The 20470-nt window shown below is 48.7% G+C and carries 15 protein-coding genes and 1 pseudogene; 10 read left to right on the top strand and 6 right to left on the bottom strand.

The features are described 5' to 3' along the window. Nucleotides 1-125 precede the first annotated feature (125 nt). Complete coding sequence (locus SPI9445_RS27370) at nt 126-4562, bottom strand: CHAT domain-containing protein (protein WP_017303799.1); 4437 nt, start codon at nt 4560-4562, stop codon at nt 126-128. 1282 nt (nt 4563-5844) lie between these two features. On the opposite strand from SPI9445_RS27370, the gene SPI9445_RS0105830 reads away from it, so the two are divergent. Next, entirely contained in the window at nt 5845-7164 is a 1320-nt protein-coding gene (locus SPI9445_RS0105830) for a glycosyltransferase family 4 protein (protein ID WP_017303798.1), read from the top strand. Here SPI9445_RS0105830 and SPI9445_RS0105825 read toward each other — a convergent pair. Further along, nucleotides 7141-7800, bottom strand: coding sequence for a bifunctional 4-hydroxy-2-oxoglutarate aldolase/2-dehydro-3-deoxy-phosphogluconate aldolase (locus SPI9445_RS0105825; protein ID WP_017303797.1), 660 nt, complete (start codon nt 7798-7800; stop codon nt 7141-7143). The genes SPI9445_RS0105830 and SPI9445_RS0105825 overlap by 24 nt on opposite strands. 112 nt (nt 7801-7912) lie before the next feature. Next, complete coding sequence (locus SPI9445_RS0105820; protein ID WP_017303796.1) at nt 7913-9421, bottom strand: DUF2079 domain-containing protein; 1509 nt, start codon at nt 9419-9421, stop codon at nt 7913-7915. A gap of 514 nt (nt 9422-9935) precedes the next feature. On the opposite strand from SPI9445_RS0105820, the gene SPI9445_RS0105815 reads away from it, so the two are divergent. From SPI9445_RS0105815 to sir, 5 genes are all read left to right on the top strand, one after another. Next, the gene (locus SPI9445_RS0105815; protein ID WP_017303795.1) at nt 9936-10943 is read left to right on the top strand and encodes a rod shape-determining protein; all 1008 of its coding nucleotides are present in this window, start codon (nt 9936-9938) and stop codon (nt 10941-10943) included. 145 nt (nt 10944-11088) lie between these two features. Further along, entirely contained in the window at nt 11089-11832 is a 744-nt protein-coding gene (gene mreC, locus SPI9445_RS0105810) for a rod shape-determining protein MreC (RefSeq protein ID WP_017303794.1), read from the top strand. An 85-nt stretch (nt 11833-11917) separates the two neighbouring features. After that, nucleotides 11918-12541, top strand: coding sequence for a rod shape-determining protein MreD (gene mreD / locus SPI9445_RS0105805; protein WP_017303793.1), 624 nt, complete (start codon nt 11918-11920; stop codon nt 12539-12541). Between the two features lie 4 nt (nt 12542-12545). Then, nucleotides 12546-13418 carry an S-methyl-5'-thioadenosine phosphorylase gene (locus SPI9445_RS0105800; RefSeq protein WP_017303792.1) on the top strand — a complete coding sequence of 291 codons (873 nt, stop codon included), beginning with the start codon at nt 12546-12548 and terminating at the stop codon, nt 13416-13418. 394 nt (nt 13419-13812) lie between these two features. After that, the gene (gene sir, locus SPI9445_RS0105795; protein WP_017303791.1) at nt 13813-15720 is read left to right on the top strand and encodes a sulfite reductase, ferredoxin dependent; all 1908 of its coding nucleotides are present in this window, start codon (nt 13813-13815) and stop codon (nt 15718-15720) included. Between the two features lie 193 nt (nt 15721-15913). Here the strand turns inward: sir and SPI9445_RS0105790 are convergent, their stop codons facing one another. Continuing rightward, nucleotides 15914-16465 (bottom strand): cyclic nucleotide-binding domain-containing protein, encoded by a 552-nt coding sequence (locus SPI9445_RS0105790; protein ID WP_017303790.1) that lies wholly within the window; start codon nt 16463-16465, stop codon nt 15914-15916. Nucleotides 16466-16704: 239 nt separating this feature from the next. Here SPI9445_RS0105790 and SPI9445_RS0105785 point away from each other — a divergent pair, with 239 nt between their 5' ends. From SPI9445_RS0105785 to rpmB, 3 genes are read left to right on the top strand one after another with little or no spacing between them, the layout of a single operon-like run. Then, a complete protein-coding gene (locus tag SPI9445_RS0105785) occupies nt 16705-17241 on the top strand; it encodes a tetratricopeptide repeat protein (RefSeq protein WP_017303789.1) in 537 nt (178 codons plus the stop codon). Between the two features lie 48 nt (nt 17242-17289). Further along, nucleotides 17290-18270: a cysteine synthase A gene (locus SPI9445_RS0105780; RefSeq protein WP_017303788.1), complete on the top strand. Its 981-nt coding sequence runs from the start codon at nt 17290-17292 to the stop codon at nt 18268-18270. Between the two features lie 55 nt (nt 18271-18325). Next, nucleotides 18326-18562, top strand: a complete 237-nt coding sequence (gene rpmB, locus SPI9445_RS0105775) for a 50S ribosomal protein L28 (RefSeq protein WP_017303787.1) — start codon at nt 18326-18328, stop codon at nt 18560-18562. Nucleotides 18563-18644: 82 nt separating this feature from the next. On the opposite strand, the gene SPI9445_RS0105770 is transcribed toward rpmB, so the two are convergent. After that, nucleotides 18645-19109, bottom strand: coding sequence for a CYTH domain-containing protein (locus SPI9445_RS0105770; RefSeq protein ID WP_017303786.1), 465 nt, complete (start codon nt 19107-19109; stop codon nt 18645-18647). 43 nt (nt 19110-19152) lie between these two features. Between SPI9445_RS0105770 and SPI9445_RS24505 the strand changes: the two are divergent. Beyond that, nucleotides 19153-19503, top strand: a pseudogene (locus tag SPI9445_RS24505) (MgtC/SapB family protein); the annotation flags it as partial. On the opposite strand, the gene SPI9445_RS0105760 reads toward SPI9445_RS24505, so the two are convergent. Continuing rightward, a complete protein-coding gene (locus tag SPI9445_RS0105760) occupies nt 19500-20438 on the bottom strand; it encodes an undecaprenyl-diphosphate phosphatase (protein WP_017303784.1) in 939 nt (312 codons plus the stop codon). The pseudogene SPI9445_RS24505 and the gene SPI9445_RS0105760 sit on opposite strands and share 4 nt — an antisense overlap. Nucleotides 20439-20470 lie beyond the last annotated feature (32 nt).

Raw genomic sequence — 20470 nt, 5'->3', positions numbered from 1 at the left:
TAATACTTAGGGTCTACTGAATAAGTCCGAGAGTTGGGGAATAGGGAATAGGGAATAGGTGATAGGGAATAGGGAATAGGTAATAGGTAATAATTATCAACTCCCCTGCTCCCCCTCTCCCCTATTTACCAAGGATTCCCAATAAATGTAAAAGAACTCCAATAGTAAGGATGGGTAAACGTCCGTGCCCCCATTTGTTTCAACTCTGGCGGCAACGCATAACGGCCGTGGGGTGTCACCAGCGCCCCATTCTCAAAACGCACCTCACCCCGCAACAAACTGAGTTGACTCGCCCGTAATGCTTCCGCTTTAATCCGTGCGCTTCTTAGGGTGCTGTAAAATTGGGTCATGAGTGCTAAGGTGCCACCATCACTGACATACCATAAACTCCCCAATGCTGACCGCACCCCAGACAAAGCCGCTAAACCTGCAAAACCTAATTCTGCCCCTTCATCCCCCAAAGCCGTGCGACAAGAACTCAACACCAACAACTCCACAGGAGGGTGATTTAATTGTAATTCCCGAATCCGATCTAACGTAATTAATTCATCCCAAAATTGAATATAGGAATTTTGGGGTAAACCGGGCTGAAAGTCCCCGTGAGTCGCGAGGTGGAGGATTTGATAAGGTTGACGACTGCGAGCTAACTTAAACTGAGCGAGGGTGAACTGTTCGTTTAAGTAAACATCACCCCGGGGGAGTTGTTGGGCAATGGTGGCTAATTCTAGGGGAACACCGGGTAAATTAGCCTTATTATCAAACTCGGCGGCTCCCATTGCTAAGATGCTGGCGTTGCGGATACTGCGATAACGGGTATCGGTCAGAAAGAAGCTAGGCATTAGCCCCACACTGTATTCTTCAATGATAAAGCGATCGCCATCATGGAGCGCCGCAAACGGTAAAGACCGCAGACCCGCATCCACAATAAACGATAAATTCTCAATCTGTCGCTCCTCTAAATCCCCCTTAAGCGGACGAATTAACCAATCATACAGTTGTTGTGCCGGAGGGAACACCGCCTCCCCCCGTAGGGGAGTTGTCACCCGACGCTGCAATTGTTGCACCATCCCTAACACCCGTTCCCTCGTCGCCCCCGGTACCCGACGACGCACAATATCCCCACTTTGAGTCACTAACACCAACTCCAACTCATCAGTCGGTCGCGGATTCGTCATCGGAGTAATAAACTGTTCCCGATTCGCATTAAACGCCAAATCATTGAACTGCCAGAGAATCGTTGACTCTTCCGGTTCTTCCGTAGACTGGAAAAAAGCGTAAATTAAAGCAGGTTTAACCCCCGTCAAATTATCAATTTGGGTCAAACTCCGTTGCATCTCATAGAGTGTCACCGGACGCTGAGGAACATCCACATCCCCAAAATAGTTCAAAAAAGCCGAACTTGAACGCTCTTCGAGATGCTGCACCAACTCAGACATCAGAGATAGAGGCATTCGACGCAAGGAATCCCAAGGAGGACCACTAACTAAGCGGCGAATCGCTTCCCCCCGATTAACGTCAACTAGATCATCAGTTTCCGTGTTCACGGGAGACTCCACAGACAGCATCACAGGAGATAGAACAGGCAGATACACCGATAAATCCGGCGAAGGAGGGGGAAGTTCTGCCGGGGGAAGAATGGGAAGAGAGGGAGGTTCTGTCGGAGCAGGAGGAGGAGGAGGAGGGGGAGGTTGAGGAATTGTGAGCGCAACAGTGGCCTGATTGTTCCCTAAATTGGGATCTTCCCCCAATAGCATTAAATTATCAGACGTTTGGCTCAAAGTCGTTCCCACAAAGTTAGGATTGAGACGACTGGTGATAGTAAGCGTCGCACTACCACCCGGAACAAGAGTTCCCACCGTCCAAAGTCCCGTCACCGGATTATAAGCCCCCAGTGAAGGAGTCGCACTGAGAAACTCTAAATCCGGCAGTAACAAGCTGGTTAATGTCACCCCACCCACATCATCGCCCCCATTGTGGGTTAATGTCACCGTAAAGGTCACAGTATCGTTAGGCTGGGGGGTGGGATTACTCACCGTCTTAGACACCGCTAAATCCGCCGTAACCTCCACTGCCCCAATATCCGGCACCCCGCGATTATTCCCCCGTTGGTCTGTAGCCACTCCCACATTAGCCCCGGCCTGAATCACCGGACTGGTGGGTAAGGGAACATGAGTCCGCGTCGTGCCGCCATAATTGCCGAGGGGCTTGAGTTGGGGACTTAAGGGAGTGGCCGGAGTTCCCACCAAAGGACTCACCGTAAAGCCATTCGTCCCATTACTAATCCCAATCAGGTTATTTCCCCCATCGTTAAAGAGACCCACCACATCAGACCGAGCCGCGTTGAGATTGTTAACATTCTCCGCCACAATACTATTGCGCAGGGTCGTTGTGCCGATATTATTGGTCAGACCCCCGGAACCGAGTCCCAATAAATCCGTCGAGCGGTTTTGAGTGATGGTGCTATGGGTTAAGGAGACATTCCCCCCATTATTCAACAGCCCGCCCCCATCGGCGCTGGTATTGTTACTAATCGTCGTGTTGGTGGCGGTAACGGTTTGAGTCGTGTTAAAAATTGCTCCCCCCGCCACTACACTGGTGTTGTTATCAAGGGTGCTGTTATTAATGGTCAAATTACCGCCATTATTGAAAATCGCTCCCCCTTGATTCAGAGCCAGATTGTTCGTCAATGTGCTGTTATTAACAGTCAGGGTGCCATAGTTGATAATTGCCCCCCCGGAGCCTGCATTGAGGAGTCCTGTGGCGGCTCCATTGCGCAAAGTTAGGTTATTGAGGGTTAAATTAGCGCCCGTATCCACATAAAACAGGCGGAAATCGAGCAGGGAGTTGCGTTCAATGATGGAGTTAAAGCCTTGAATGGTTAAACTGCCGTTGTTTTGAATCCTAGGTAAACCGTTGGCTCCATCAAATAGACTGAAATTATCAACCAGTGCTAGGGAAAAAGTGGTGTTCGGAGTTAGGTTGATAGTGGTATCTTGACCATTGCTGTTGGCGGTATTAATCGCGGTAATGAGTTCCGCCACATTACTGGCCGTCAAGACTTCTAGTTTTCCCCGATAATCCACCGTTAGGGCGGGATTAAAGGGCAGTTGGGCGGTAATGGTGCCGATTTGTTTTTCTAAAGTCCAATTCCCCCCTAACTCAGCGTTCCCGACGGCCGTAGTAGAGGCGGCGACACTGGCTCCGGTTTCTTGCGCCAATACCCCCAATAACAAATCCCCCGCTAATCCTAAGCCTGTAAAGCAACTATAGAGCAGAATCTGGGCATCTGGTGAGAGGGACTTAGACCAGGTGGCTAACTGGGAACGGTATTGCTCAATATTCTCATGGGTGACATAGGCATGACCTAACCAAAAATAGCCCTCATTCCCCTCGGCGAGGATATGGAGTTCATCCACCCCAGACACTTCCGCCAAGGTGTCGGTAATCTTGGCCATGCCATCCTCTTGGGGTGTCACTACTACTGTAGTATTGCCCGGTTTTCCGTTATAGAGTAGGGTTTCATAGTCCGTCACCGTCGCATCTAAAAAGGTGAAGGATTTGGGATCTTCTGGACTCTGGGGAAAAATGGTTACGGTGGGGGCGCTCACGTCTCCCCTTCCCGTGCGGACTTCAGCCTCCGGCAATACCACCACCCGACTCACGGCCCCGAATGTCACGGCGTCCCCTTGAATCGACCCAGAAACAAACACCTCCCCGGTGTTTACCCCCTCTTCCGATACTGTAACCATCTCCTGCACGGCCGGAGTGGTGAGTAAACTGGGCAAATCTAGGGGAGAAAAGGGCAAAATATGCCCCTCTGCATCCCGAGGGGGTTCCACTTCCAAACTTAACAAATGACCGGGCAGGGAAAGGCGAATCAAGCGACTTCCGGGAACCGCGGCCACATTCACCCGCCCCCTCGGTGCTTCTAAGCGCCCCTGATTCATCACGGTTCCCCCCATCAGGGTTAATTGCTGCCCGTTCTTGACGGCTAAATCCCCCGCGTTAATAATGGGGGCAGGTTGGGGGGTATCAAAGGCAAAGACGGAGGGAGTTCCCACTAAAGCCTGATAATCATTGCTCCCGATGGCGTTAAACCAAGCGTCATCCTCAAATCCAATCCCGGTGGCGGTGGTGGCGAAAAAGTCCCCCGGTACATTTAAGCGGGCATCGGGGCCAAAAATAATCCCGGCCGGATTCATGAGGTATAAGTTCGCCTGACTCCCCGTGACTTCGATTAGGCCGTTAATCAGGGAGGGATTTCCTCCCACTACCCGCCCTAAAACGTTCTGAATGCCCTCGGAGGTGAGGAATTGAGCCGCTTGTTCTCGATTTAGACCAAATTGCTCAAAACTATGGAATAAGTTGCTCCCGTCCCCAGAAAGCGCCCCTCCGTGAATCAGAAATTGTTGTCCTTCCTGCACTACTTGGGTTTGAGTCCCGTCCATTGCGGGAACTACCCCTTGGGCAAATACGACTTCAACCCCCAAAAAATGAGTCGTTGCGATGCCCCAAGGGAGGAGAATTCTTGTAATTTCCCTGTGGTAGTTGCCAGAATTCATGGGTTGATAAACGCCCCCAGGCGTTAGGAGGTCATCTGAGTGCCACTTCTCAGAAATGCACAGTTAAGATTTGATTTCTGACACACCCGATATCAAGGCTAAACCTACTTGGTCTAAAAATGCGGGGCTTCCAATCTCCCGACTGTTTAGGTAAAAACTTATACTCTAGTCTTATTCTCTACTGTAGACTATTGAACCGGATTATCGCTAGGCCTTAATGATGGACTGAACTTAAGAAGCTTGCAATCCTTCTGGATCGGATTGATTAAACGCTATATGCACACAAGCCTAAATTGTCCCAGTTATACCAAATTAATCCTCTTCTGTCAGATCAGGTTCAAACCCTGATTCTCTCCTTGGCTGTGATAGCGAAAATTCGTTAAAATCCCTCGGAGTGACCGAAGAGGACTACTCTCCTGTTCTGGTTTTCTCGTTAAATATACGGAAGAAGTCTCTGTCTTCACCCGAGCCTTTAGCCAAATTTACAGCTTGATACAGTTACAATTTTAAGGACTTCTTTTCTTTTCTCCTAGAGATAAATATATTTTTCAGCCAATTGTGTTTGTTCTCTCCTGTCAAAATTGTGTTACCCTCTTGAATATCCATTGGGGCGGATTCAGTATTTTCTCGGAATCAAAAAGTATGTTACCCTATGGACTCATGATTTCTAATTAATGACTATTACTGATGATCACTTCTCTTAACTTAAGGCTTCTCTTGCCGGGTGAACAGTTATGGATCAGGAGCTATGGATCAGGAGCTATGGATCAGGAGCTATGAATCACGCACGGGCTATGGATATCAACTTGCTCTAGTCCTTTTCAGAATCTTGAGTTGATGGAGTTCTCTTGATCCCTGCCCAATAAACCACGTCCCCCCCGTCATTTTCAGCAAAAAATGACCTAACGTCAAGAGATTAAGGGAGTTTGTTACATTGGCTAGATGCCATCTAAACCAAATGTATCGAATTATAATTTTGGGGTTCATTTAATTGACCTGGGGGAAATTTGAATTAGAATTGGGAAGAGAAAAAACGTCAAAACTTGGTGTAGGGCGATTAGTTCTCTGATGTCTAAATCGTTTCAACTGTTCGATTTAAACTACTAGGTAAAGGATGTGAGGTGTTCAAGAAGCATTACAGTTAGTTATAATTTTTTCCCCAGTTTCTGACTATTGAATGGTAAAAAATCAAGAGGGGAATCTGACCAACATAATTAAGAGATAATCGCTAATCCCATCAAATTTGGTCATCAACTTATATCGTTACTATGTAAATTTGGGAATGCTAGATCAAACCAATCCACATCTACCACAATTAGCTTTGCTGCCTTCTACACATCCCGTCGAGGATCATGGCAAAGTTTCCGCGCTCTTCCCGCCTCATAAAAGATTACTGATCATCAGTCAGTTCTACCCCCCAGATTATGCGGCGACAGGACAGTTAATTGCGGAATTGGTCGAGAAATTGTCTGAGTTAGGTCTGAATATCCGGATCTTTACCGGACAACCGGGGTATGCGTTCGAGAAAAACTCGGCTCCGAAGGAGGAACAGCGCCATCGAGTTATGGTACAGCGATCGCGCACCTCCCGCTTGTGGCCCCTCCGCATCCGTGGCCGTGCCATTAACGGGTTATTGTTTTGTGTCCGCACAGCCGCCCATTTATTGCGCTGTGCCAAATCTAAGGACTTGTTACTGATTACCACAGAACCCCCTTATTTACCCATTATTGGCTATTTAGCCCATTGTTTATTAGGAGTTAAATACATCTGTCTGCTCTATGACTTATATCCCGATGTAGCGGTGCAATTGGGGGTAGTGTCCCGTCATCATTGGCTCGTGCGGTTATGGGATAAAATTAACCGCAAAATTTGGCAAAAGTCGGAAGGGGTGATTGTTCTCAGTTCATCCATGAAGGAACGGATTCTCCATAAAGCCCCCAACTTGGAACATAAAATTAGTGTGATTCCCAGTTGGTCGGATCCCAGTTTGATTCACCCGATCGATAAACAGAAAAATTGGTTCGTCGCTGAACACAATTTAACGGATAGTTTTGTGGTGCAGTATTCGGGGAATTTAGGGCGCTGTCATGACTTAGAAACCATCCTAATGGCGGCGGAACTCTTGAAGGATGAACCCGTTCGGTTTTTGTTCATTGGACAGGGGGCGAAACTAGAGGGGTGTCTAAACCGCGTGGAGACGTTGGGGTTAACCAACTGTCAATTTTTGCCCTATCAAGATAAGTCAGTTTTACCCTACTCATTAACGGCCTGTGATTTGTCTTTGGTGAGTATTAGTCCGGGTTTAGAGGGGATTGTCGCCCCCAGTAAACTCTATGGCATTTTAGCGGCCGGTCGTCCGGTGGCGGCCATTTGTGAGCCTCATTCCTACTTGCGGGACTTATTACGGGAGGCGAAATGTGGTCAGGCCTTTTTAAATGGGGATGGGGAGGCCTTGGCGCAGTATATCCGAGATTTGAGGGCGAATCCCCAACTGGCTAAGTCCTTGGGGCGCTCTGGGCGACGGTATCTCAAGGCCCATTTTACGCCGGATATTGTGGCCTTGCAGTATTTGCAGGTCTTAGCGGCCGCTGCCGGGGATTGAGTGCAGCAGAAGGCGGGTTTGGAATAGTTGCAGGCGTTGTTGTAGACTGTCCCATGCTTCGGCAACAATGAGGTCTGGGGGAAAGAGTTGACCCGATAGACCGACGGCGATCGCACCCGCTTCAAGAAAAGACAGAGCATTGTCGAGAGTGACACCCCCGGTAGGAATCAGGGGAATATCCGGCAACGGGGGGCGGATAGCGCGTAAATAGCTTACGCCCCCCATCGCACTAATGGGGAAAACCTTGACACAGGTCGCCCCGGCTTGCCAAGCGGCGACAATTTCGCTGGGGGTGAGCGCACCGGGGATAAAAGGCAGATCCAAGCGTTTGGCTTGTTGGACAAAGCGGGGGTTAAAGTGAGGGGAAAAGCCAAATTGAATTCCCGATGCGATCGCCTCTTGCCAGTGAGCTTCAGTTAACAAAGTTCCCGCCCCCACCCAACAGTGGGGAAAACTGGCTCGTAGGTGCTGAACCAACAAGCTGGGCTGGTCACTATTCCAAGTAATTTCAATCATCCCCATCCCGGCAGCGATCGCAATTTCTGCCAGATGAACCCCTAATTCCAAAGACGGGGAACGTAACACCGCAATGACTCGGTATTGTCGGAGGGCTTGTAACCAAGACTCAGTGAACACGGTTAACGGCGACAATCACTTCAGTGGGAAAACTGGGATCTTCAGATGATAACACCCGGACACTCGAAGTAACAAGGGGAGAGGGGGAATAGGGAATAGGTAATAGGGAATACTAATCAACTCCCGATTCCCGACTCCCGACACCCGACCCCCCTGTTCCCTGTTCCCTAATGTTGGACACAACCGGATTTTCCCGACCCCCTGTTCCCGATTCCCGATTCCCTACTTTTGCAAAGACCACCACATCATCTTGTTCATATTGCAGGTGAAACTCAGGAATTTCTTGGAGTCTTGCCTTGAGGTGGGCAACGGTTTCCGGTGCGCTGTCAATTCCGGGATGGCGGAGATTGAGTAAAACGTAGGTGAAGGGGTCTAAGTCTAGGGTTTCGCTGCCAATACGGGCTAGGGCAACCTCGGAACGGTGGCTCAGGTGGGGAATATAGTGAGTTGTGGTTAACAGGGCTTCGGATGATTGAATGTAGCTAACGGCGGTGCGGGATGCTTGCCAGGTGTCAATGTGGGTGAGATATTTTGTCCAAAAAAAGCCAAATTTGCCGAGGGCAATAAAGGTTAGGATTGCCCAAAGGATGATCCAACGGGGTTTGCGCCAGAGGGTTTTTTCACCCGCGAGGGCATCCATCACAGAGATCAGGAGAAAGGGCAGGATGGGAACAGAATACTGGTGAATTAGGTCTTTTTGTAACTCTAACTGACTCAGGACGTTAAGCAGTAGCACGGGCAGGGCAGGAATCAGGGGGGCCAGATGACGAGGGGAGATGCCCCAAGCGAGGGGGAGAAACAACAGGAAGAGATAAAAAAAATTGTCTAAGGTGAGGAGATGTTGCAGGATCAGTTGGGGTTGAACGAAGAGATTTAAAAGAATTTCGGGGATTGAATTGCCCAAGTAAGCATACCGACTGATGGCGGCGGGTTCTTGTCCACTCCAATGGGGGATGATGATTTGGGTGGTGAGGATGAACCAGAGGGTTCCAAGGGCGATCGCAACACTCCCAGCGATCCGCTTTTTTTCCCAAAGCAGTAGCCAAATCCCGAGGAATATTACCGGAAGACTGAGGACGGCTTTACAACTCAGAATCAGCAGGAGAGCGAAACAGTAGGGTAGGGTGCGTTCGCTTTTAGCCGCCCAAACTGCCCCCAAAAAGCCGGGGATTGCCAATACTTCCGGGTGAAAATCAAATAAGTTGACATTAAAAACTAGGGGATAGAGCAAATAGACCACCGCAAGGGCATAGGCTTGAGGTTCTGGGCATCCCCGTTGTTGGGCGAGAATATAGGTCAGAATCGCGCTGCTAGCTAGTGCCAATGCCTGCACCAAAAACAACCAATGAACATCAGGATAAATCCAATAGAACAGGCCGAGGGGATATAACACAACGGCCGCATGATCCCCCAGCAGATGATAGCCGGAAAATGAAACAATGGGGGATTTTCCCCGACTAATCAAATAGACCAGTTGATCAAACCAGCCCAAATCATAGGCCGTAGACTGGAAAAGCGCGTGTCTGACGCTACTGGCGAGGAACAAGACGACAAAAGCCACTACAACCAGTTTGAGGAGGGGGGTTCGGTGGGCTGAAGATGAGAATTTGTGACTGATCATAGGTACGGGAGTTTTGAGAGAATTTTTCCCATTATGGACAATTTACCTATTCCCTTCTTGACCATTTAAGCTTGTGTGCATTTTGTCAAGTCCCCCTCTCCCTCCCTCCCGACACCCGACTCCCGTTCTCTTCAGCCACCCCCAGTTAATCTCTCCGGAACAGCCCCAAAACCCCAGAAAAACAGAAACCGAAACCCCTTGTACAAAAATCAAGGGGGCAGAAAGAAGAGTTGGTGCTAGAATCTGAACAGCCAATGCGCCCAAGGGTGTCAAAATCGGCAGAAGGAATAACTCTCATGGACTTGTTCCCCTGCATTGCCCGAGGATTATCTCAGATGGGCTAATGAACAGGCAGTCAAATGAGAGAGATTACTAGACGGATGGGGAAAAACATAATAAAATCCACATCGATTACAGTTAAATGAACTTAAAAGTTAGCTAAACACGACATTATTAGACTTTGGGGGCTTAGAAACGAGTGGGTTTGTTTAGTCGCTTTTCACTATCACGAGATATGGGTATCGACCTCGGTACCGCGAACACCTTAGTGTATGTCTCCGGAAAAGGCATTGTTTTACAAGAACCGTCAGTGGTTGCCATTGACCAAGACTTAAAAGTACCCCTCGCGGTCGGCGAGGATGCCAAAAAAATGCTCGGTCGGACACCGGGCAACGTAGTTGCTTTACGCCCTTTACGGGATGGAGTCATTGCCGACTTTGATACAGCCGAATTAATGCTCAAGCATTTTATTCGCCAAGTTCACGAAGGGAGAGCCTTAGTTTCTCCCCGAATTGTCATTGGGATTCCTAGTGGCGTGACCGGGGTAGAACGTCGAGCCGTGATGGAAGCCGCCTCCCAAGCCGGAGCGCGGGACGTTTATCTGATTGATGAACCCGTCGCCGCCGCCATCGGAGCCGGATTGCCCGTTGCTGAACCCACCGGGAACATGATCATTGACATTGGGGGAGGGACGACTGAAGTCGCCGTTCTCAGTTTGCAAGGAACCGTGTTAAGTGAGTCCGTGCGGGTCGCTGGGGACGAACTCAGCGAGTCCATCACCCAATACATGAAAAAAGTCCATAACCTCGTCGTGGGGGAACGCACCGCCGAAGAAATTAAAATTCAAGTCGGTTCCGCCTACCCCACCCATGATGATGATGAAGTCACCATGGAAGTCCGAGGCTTGCACCTGCTCTCAGGTTTACCTCGTACCGTCACCATTAAAGCGCCTGAAGTTCGCGAAAGTATGTCCGAACCTCTGGCCGTGATTGTGGATGCCGTCAAGCGAACCCTCGAACGCACTCCTCCAGAACTAGCCGCCGATATTATTGATCGAGGCATCATGTTAGCGGGAGGGGGTGCCCTGCTGAAAGGGTTAGATACCCTAATCAGCCATGAAACGGGAATTGTCACCCACGTTGCGGCAGACCCCCTCAGTTGTGTAGTTTTGGGAACTGGGCGTGTCTTGGAAAACTTCAAGCAATTGGAGCGGGTCTTCAGTGGTCGTTCCAGGACTATCTAAATGAATGGGTTGTTGATAGTGAACGGTTAGTCAGGGGGAACTAAAAATGAATCGTGAAGGAATTACCCCATCACCCTCATTTTTTCCCCCACTCCAAAACCCGGCTAACTCTCAACACCCAACGATGAACTATTAACAATTGACTATGTTTACAGTGCGTCGCTGGTGGGAACGTTACGGGTCACAACTGGTTTTAACGGGGGTTGTTCTAGGGATTGCCCTCTTTATCCGTCAGACACAAGGGGCCATAGTTTCAGAACTTTACTATCAAATTGTTCGACCTTTCCAAACAGGCCCTCGTCCTGAAGAAATGCGGTCTAACGCCCGTCTTCTAGAGTTACAGGCTCAAGTGGACGAACTCGAACAGCAAAACCAACTGCTGAAAAACCAACTGGGTTATGTACAGCAGCGCCCTACCAATGTGATTACAGCGCCAATAATTGGTCGTAGTGTTGAGCATTGGTGGGAACAAGTTACCTTGGGGCGAGGGAGCAAAGATGGCATTCAAGAAGGCTATATTGTCACCAGTCCGGGTGGTTTAGTGGGTCGAGTGGTGAAGGTGACACCAAACACCAGTCGGGTTTTATTAGTGAGTGACCCCACCAGTAAAGTGGGTGCTGTGGTCAGTCGGACTCGTTATATGGGGTTTGTGCGAGGGGAAAGCTCTGATGAAGCCGTGATGGAGTTTTTCGAGAAGGTGCCAGATGTGGAGAAAGGCGATAAAATCGTGACCTCCCATGTGAGTCATTTATTTCCTCCAGGTATCCCCATTGGGCAAGTGGAATCTGTTGATTTAGAGAAAAGTCCGGCACCGGAAGTTATTGTCCGCTTAACCACCCCCATTCAGTATTTAGAATGGGTTGTGGTTGAACCCTTTGAACCGAAATAGCGACGCACTCCCCTACCTCTCTCACAGGTAGGGAAAGCTTCAACCGAAACTCTAAAGGACAACAAGTAGAGGACTAACAAGACCTGTGGCAAGGATTTTTGAGGTTTCAGCCCCCATTCGCCAACTCTGTAATTGGTTGATTATTACGGGATCTGTGCTGATTTGTTTAATGGTGGTGTTTGCCCGCTTACCGGGGACGGAACTGTTAGGCATTCGACCCAATTGGCTTTTAATTTGGGTGGTGGTGTGGAGTGTTAAGCGGACGGTGTGGCAAGGTGCGATCGCAGGACTCGCTCTCGGTCTGATTCAAGACGGCATGACCGCCCTAGACAGTATCACCTTTTTGGTGGGTCCCGAGATGCCTGACCCCAATCTGATGCCCATTGATGAAATTTTTGCCACCTATCCCTCCCATATCCTCAGTTTGGTCATTGTAGGGGTTTTGACGGCTAAAATCCAAAAGCAACGCTATATTCAAGAGGATTTTATTTCTATTGCCTTGATTGTGTTCGGGATGGCGGTCATTGCAGAGACGGTGACGGCGATCCAGTACAGTTTAGAAGGAATTCGGGATCTCACTTTAGTCTGGGAAGAACATCAACGCATTGCCCTTTCTTCAGCGATTCTTAGCAGTTTATGGGCTCCGGTGGTCTATTATCCCCTTAATCGTTGGTGGGAATATATTAACAACATTGAGCAGAATTCTTGAGGAAATGAAAGATATTAAAATTGGCATTGTTGGCGGCAGTGGTCTGTATAAAATGGACGCTTTGCAAGAGGTTGAAGAGGTTTATCTTGACACCCCCTTTGGTAAACCCTCCGATGCGTTCATTGTGGGGACGCTAGAAGGGACACCAGTAGCTTTTTTAGCCCGTCATGGTAGAAACCATCATTTAACCCCCACAGAACTCCCCTTTCGCGCGAATATCTACGCCATGAAACAATTGGGGGTAGAGTATCTCATTTCAGCCTCAGCCGTGGGATCCCTCCAAGAAGAGATTAAACCTCTGGATATGGTGGTTCCCGATCAATTTATCGACCGCACGAAACACCGCATTTCTACCTTTTTCGGGGAGGGGATTGTGGCACATATTGCCTTCGGGGATCCGGTTTGTTACCGTTTGGTGAGCATTGTCGCCGATGCGGTGGAACGGTTAAGCTTGCCGGAGGTGGCCCTACATCGCGGGGGGACTTATGTTTGTATGGAAGGCCCGGCGTTTTCCACCAAGGCAGAGTCTAATCTCTATCGCAGTTGGGGGGCGAGTATTATTGGCATGACTAATTTGCAGGAGGCCAAGTTAGCGCGGGAGGCGGAAATTGCCTATGCGACGTTGGCACTGGTGACGGATTATGACTGCTGGCATCCAGAACATGATAGCGTCACGGTGGAGATGATTATTGACAATTTACATCGCAATGCTAGTAATGCTCAACAGGTGATTCGGGAGGTGGTGAAGACGTTGGCAATTCACCCTCCGGAGTCTGAGGCTCATTCAGCGCTCAAGTATGCCATTTTAACTCCGTTGGATCAGGTTCCCCCGGCGACGAAGGAAAAGTTAGCGTTGTTATTGGGGAAATACCAGTAATTCAGGGAAGCCCTAATTAGGGCTTGCTGAATAAGTCCGAGAGTTGGGGAATCGGGAGTCGGGAGTCGGGAATAGGCAATCGTGCCAGTTTTAGATGATCTGTTCCCTGTTAAGAGTTCCCTGTTCCCTTGTTGAGCCTAGCATAGGCGTGTTATTCAGCAGACCCTAATTACAAGTCAAGCGTTGGGCAATGGGGCGATTGTCCAACGTTTTGCTTTGTGTTGAAAATTCTTTGCGATCGCAAATAGACGGACTTGGTATAATAAGAATTCCCGTAATCCCTACCGAGTTACCGGATATACCTGTTTCCGGAGAGCCGATTTACTGGATTTACGGCGGATAGAGCAATCAACCGAAGCTCAAGTGAAAGTTTATTTCAACCCATTAACTTCCTATGGTTCAAACTCCCACCCCTCAATCTACCGGAAAACGCTCCAAACTCGAAGGCATCAAAGAACGGAGCCACTATCTCCGTGAACCTGTTGCAACAGAACTGTTGGAAGATACCACCCACTTCAGTGAAACGGCCGTACAAATTCTTAAATTTCATGGGTCTTACCAACAAGACAACCGAGATAATCGGGTAAAAGGGCAGGAAAAAGACTATCAAATGATGTTGCGCACCCGCAGCCCCGGCGGTTTTATTCCTCCTGAACTCTATTTAACCCTAGACCGTCTTTCCAATGAATACGGTAACCATACCCTACGCACTACAACCCGCCAAGGCTTTCAGATACACGGCATTCTAAAGAAAAACTTAAAAACGGTGATTAGTTCCATCGTCAAAAGTATGGGGTCTACTTTGGGCGCTTGTGGGGACTTGAACCGGAATGTGATGGCTCCCCCAGCCCCCTATAAGAACCGCCCAGACTATCGTTATGCTTGGGATTATGCCGACCGCATCGCCGATTTATTAACTCCCCAAACGGGAGCCTATTATGAAATTTGGCTGGATGGGGAAAAGGTGATCAGTGCTGAAGAAGCCCCAGAAGTGAAGGCTGCCCGCCAACGCAACGGCAACGGGACTATTTTCCATGAGGGGGAAGAACCCATTTATGGGACTCAATATATGCCCCGTAAGTTTAAGTGCTGTGTGACGGTGCCGGGGGATAACTCGGTGGATCTCTACACCCAAGATGTGTGTTTAGTGGTGATGACGAATACACAGGGGGAGTTAGAGGGGTTTAATGTTTATGCTGGGGGGGGTTTAGGACGGACTCATAATAAAGAGGAAACCTTTGCCCGTCAAGCGGATGAAATTGGCTATGTGGCGAAGGAGGATATTTATGACTTCATGAAAGCGATTGTGGCCACACAACGGGATTATGGCGATCGCGTCAATCGTCGTCATTCCCGGATGAAATACCTGATCCATGATTGGGGGGTGGACAAATTCCGCAGCATGGTAGAAAAATATTTTGGTCGTCCCATTGAACCCTTTAAGTCCCTCCCCCCTTGGCAATACGAGGATTATTTAGGCTGGCACGACCAAGGAGACGGCAAACTATTTTTAGGCCTTTCTATTGATAATGGTCGGGTGAAAGACGAGGGAGATTTTAAACTCAAAACCGCCCTACACGCCATCATCCAGCAGTTTCATCTGCCCATGCGTCTCACCCCGAACCATAACCTGATCCTCTACGAAATTGACCCCGGATTTAAGGACACAATTCAGGCGATTTTTGACCAGTATGGTGTTGTTACCGATCCTCAAAAAATCCCCACCCTGACTCGTTATGCGATGGCCTGCCCAGCCCTCCCCACCTGTGGTTTAGCCATTACTGAATCGGAACGGGCGATTCCGGGCATTCTCGACCGGATTCAAGGGGTACTCAATCAAGTGGGATTAGGAGACGAAAAAATCATCATTCGCATGACCGGATGTCCTAACGGGTGCGCCCGTCCCTATATGGCAGAATTGGGCTTTGTGGGGAGTGCGCCGGAAAGTTATCAAATCTGGTTAGGGGGAACACCCCATCAAACCAAACTCGCTCGCCCCTATATTGACCGTTTGCCCATTCGGGATCTGGAAATCTTCCTTGAACCATTGTTTGTGTATTTCAAGCAGGAGCGGCAAACTGGGGAGAGTTTTGGGGAATTTTGCGATCGCGTTGGTTTTGATGCCCTCCGTCAATTCTCCGCCCAATACCAAGAATCCGCCAAAACAGCCCGTAAAGGCCGCAAAATCCGTTATCGGATTGGTGTTCATGATGAAGTCTACGAAAAGCTCAAAGTCGCCGCTCAACAGCAGAATAAATCCATGACCCAATTAGTCGCAGAAGCCCTTGACGCTTATCTTTAACTAGGGAACAGGGAATGGGAAGGAACAGGGGAGGGGAGCAGGGGAGCAGGGGATTAGGGGAGAGGGGGAATAGTGGGTAGTGAATAGCCGAAAGTCTTGACTATTGCCTTTTCTCGATTCCCGACTCCCTATCTAAAATGCAATGGGGGCGTTCCGATGAACGCCCCCTGCTTCCCTGATGAATTCATAAGTTCTAGTCTTGGTATTGCAATAACCAATTGAACTTAGCTTGGGCTAACTCCAAACGTTCAACTTCCGTCTCATCAAAGGACTCATGCTCCTCATAGAGTTGTGCTACATCAATACCATAGCCCAAACGCTTGATCGTGCCGCGCATCCGATCCGAGAGACACAAGGCCAAACCTCGGTAAAAACGTGCCGCAAAACCGATGCTTTTTTGTAGTTGTAGCACCAAATGCCAGCGAGGAATTGAGAGAATCACCGATTCCGTAGCCGCTTGTACCGTTGCCACCGGAACCTGTTGATCGAGAAACGAAACCTCCCCTATTAACTCCCCTGTACCGATTTTAGCCAGAGGGCGATTCCCCAACAAAATATTAAACTCCCCATCAAGAACAATATAAATCGCCATAGAGGGCTGCCCCTCATGAATTAAAATCTGTCCGGGTGCAATGGTTTCCTTTTTCCCCGTCCTCAGCATCCAATCGAGATCATCATTATTCAACTCGCCTAGCATCAACAATGCTTTCCGGCGTTTAATCGTCATGGTTTTGGTTTGCTCCATAACTTCCCCTTTTGCTTCTATCTTCCTCATTGTATGCCCGATTCCTGATAGATTTGAAAGCGGCCTAGAGGATTAGGCCTTGGATTGGGATACTGAAGACGGTTTGATCCTCTCAAGACATTAGAAAGCGGTTGATCTATTCCCCTGTGAGGATAAGCGTGAGTTTAGAGTTGGGAGAGAGGGATAGTCGTGGGAGAATAGAAAAACTGTAAATTTTTAACTCGAACCTTTAACTGCTCATGGATGACATTCTGCCCATCATCTATATATCTACCCTATTGGTCTTACTGGCGGGGGTCGCGGTCTTTCTGTTTCAGCAGATTTTCCGCACCCGTCGCCAAGAAAGTCGCTTTTCTAAACTGCAACGGAAACTAGAACAGGAACAAGGGACAGCCGAGGAGTATTATGAACTGGGCAGCCTGTATTTAGACAAAAAGCTCTTTGTCCAGTCCGTCAAACTGTTACAAAAAGCGTTAAAATCGGCTGAAAAAGAAGAAATTCCCACAGAAAACGCTGCTTTAATCTACAATGCTCTCGGTTTTGCTTATTTTTCTCAGGAACAGTATGATTTAGCCATTCGGAATTATAAAGAAGCCATCAAACTGTATCCCGAATATGTGATTGCTTTAAATAATTTGGGCAATGTGTATGAGAAGAAAAAGCTGGTTAGTCCGGCCTTAGAAGCCTATGAGGCCTCCTTGCAACATGATCCCAAAAATGCGATCGCCAAGCGCCGCGCCGAGTCCCTACGCAAACGAGTAGGCAGCGCGTCCTAATGGACGAGGAAAGCGCAATTTTTGAAAACCTTAGAGAAACACCCCCTAATGGATATTAAACAAGGCTTTGTCGGTACAGTAGGGAATACCCCCTTAATTCGTCTCAATAGTTTTAGCGATGAAACCGGATGCGAAATTCTAGGAAAAGCTGAATTTCTCAATCCCGGAGGGTCTGTTAAAGACCGCGCCGCCCTCTATATTATTGAAGATGCGGAAAAACAAGGATTACTCAAACCCGGTGGCACCGTCGTTGAGGGGACCGCAGGCAATACGGGCATCGGTTTAGCCCATATCTGCAATGCTAAGGGCTATAAATGCTTGATTATTATTCCCGAAACCCAATCTCAGGAAAAAATGGACTTATTGCGCACCCTGGGCGCGGAAGTTCGTCCGGTGCCGGCGGTTCCCTATAAAGATCCTAACAACTACGTCAAACTCTCAGGACGACTCGCCCAAGAAATGGAAAACGCTATCTGGGCGAATCAGTTTGATAATTTAGCCAATCGGAACGCCCACTATGAGACGACGGGGCCCGAAATTTGGCAACAAACCGAGGGAAAAGTAGATGCTTGGGTTGCCGCAACGGGTACCGGGGGAACCTATGCGGGGGTGGCCTTATTCCTCAAGGAACAAAATCCCGAGATTCGCTGTGTGGTGGCGGATCCAATGGGAAGTGGTCTTTATAGTTATGTCAAAACCGGGCAAATTAACCCTGAAGGGAGTTCCATCACCGAAGGTATCGGGAATAGCCGCATTACAGGCAATATGGAAGATGTTCCCATTGATGATGCTATTCAAATTGATGACCCAGAATGTTTAAGGGTGGTTTATCAACTACTGCGAAAAGATGGGTTATTTATGGGCGGATCTGTGGGAATTAATGTAGGGGCGGCCTATGCCTTAGCCAAACAACTCGGGCCCGGTCATACCATTGTCACGGTACTCTGTGATGGGGGTTCTCGCTATCAGTCTAAGTTGTTTAATGAGGCTTGGTTAAAAGAGCGCGGCTTATGGACTGAGGGTGTGTAGGGCGAGATTTTATCCTATAATGGGAGATTGCGAATAAATATCATGGAGGATTTTCATGTCTCGTAAGTGCCAAGTCACGGGCAAGAAAGCCAATAATGGCTACGCTGTCTCCCACTCCCACCGTCGGACGAAAAAGCTACAACAGGTTAATCTCCAGTGGAAAAAAATCTGGTGGCCCGAAGGAAACCGTTGGGTTCGTCTGAAACTGTCTACGAAAGCGATTAAAACCATTCAAAAAAAAGGATTACAAGCGGTTGCCCAAGAGGCGGGCCTCAATCTCAATCACTATTAATTCTGCCTGTGTGTGGTCTGGTCTTAACCCATCCCCTCTGTTCCGAGTTCGGGATGGGTTAAGTTTTGAGGTGATAGCAAGATTACGGCCATTGAGAGTAAGGAAACTTGACTAAATTGGCGTTGTAGTATCTCCCATCGTGGGAAACCTCTTCCCCCACCCAATCCGGCAGAGGAATAACGGTGTTTTCGTGGGGTAATTCGACCTCTGCTAGGATTAGACCTTGGTTTTCCCCGTGAAACTCGTCAATTTCCCAGAGAAAATCTCCGAGTTGTAATTTGTAGCGGGTTTTTTCAATGAAGGGGCGATCGCATAAGTCCAACAAAGCGCGAGCATCGGCGACGGGGATCGGATACTCAAACTCACAGCGAGCAATGCCCTGAGTAGCCCCTTTAATGGTCAAATAGCCCTGTTCTCCCACAATTCTAACCCGTACCGTGCGCTGGGGTTCACGGGTGATATAACCTTGACAATAAACCGCTCCTTGGCTTCCGATTCGCCAACTCTCCCCCTTGACTAAATATTTCCGTTCTATTTCTTGACCCATGATTAGGATTTCCTTTATCGGGTTAATGGGTTCCAGCGCGATCGCCGTTTTAATCTCCAATACCATTCTCCGTCCCTTGGGCTACCGGATCAACCAACAACCCTTACAGGGAACCGAATTAGAATTATGTTATCAATGCTCGCTCATTTGTCACAGTAAGGATGAAGCCCATGTCCGAGCGTTAATTCTGCAAGCGTTGGCACCAAGTGGTTTAAAATTGCGATCGCTCCGCAGTGAAGATTTAGAAGAAAGCAACAACCGGGTGGAAGTGGAAGCCGAAATGATTACCCAATCCCGGGATGACGGGCGGATGGAACAAATTGTCAGTCGTTTAAGCATGGAACCCGGCGTAACGGCGGTCAGTTGGCGGATTATCGAGCAAGAATTTGGCTAAAACACCCCCCGGAAACTTCCCCAAGCGACAATCCCCGCCAATACCCATAAATAATAGGAAAAATAGCGAAATCGGGCTTTATAGAGCAGTTTCAGCACCAATTGTAGGGCAACAACTCCCACACCAGCAGAGACAAAAAATCCCACCGTCAAGGGCAACCAGCCAATCTCCCCCCAAGAGTCTGCTTTTAACACATCTAGGGCTTGGAGTGCGGTGGCCCCCAAAATGGTGGGAAAGGCGATAAAAAAGCTATATTCCGCTGCCCACTGTCGCTTTAGCCCCGTGAACAGAGCAAAGGAAATAGTCATCCCACTACGACTTAAGCCCGGAATGAGGGCTAATCCTTGACCAATGCCAATGATACCCGCCACAGTAGGAGTCAGTTGGCGCAGTCCTCGGGGCTGACGTAATTTCCGATCGGTATACCACAACAAAATCCCAGTAATCGTGAGGGTAATCGCCACGGCAAGAGGACGGGCGAAGATTTCTTTAAACACGGAGCGCAGGGGAAACCCGATTAAACCTGTTACGAAGACCGAAAACATCCCCAAAATCGCCAGACGGGGGTAGAGTAAATCCTGCTCTCGTTGGGGAGTTGGGACGAGGAGAGAATGAGGTTTTACGCTCAACGCTTGGGGGAGTAAGGCCGTTTGAGCGGGCTTTTGCCAGTAACTCCACAGCGTTTGACTGTCTTGGAAAATACGCTGGATTAAACGGCTAAGACTCTTACGAAAAACCACGGCAATGGAAATGAGGGTGCCAACATGAACGACTAAATCAAAGAAAATCATTTCGGCACTTTCCGGGGAAGGCAAACTAGAACCCCGTTGAATCAGCCAATGTTGGGTTAAAACGAGATGACTGGTAGAACTGACGGGGAAAAACATAAAAATCCCCTGAATAATGCCGAGTAAAATTGATTCAAATAAGCTCATCGTTAACGATATATAAAAAATCAAAAACTTCA

Origin of the sequence: Spirulina subsalsa PCC 9445 (assembly GCF_000314005.1) — a bacterium.
Taxonomy (GTDB): Bacteria; Cyanobacteriota; Cyanobacteriia; order Cyanobacteriales; family Spirulinaceae; genus Spirulina_A; species Spirulina_A subsalsa.
This window is presented reverse-complemented; position numbering and strand designations above follow the sequence as displayed.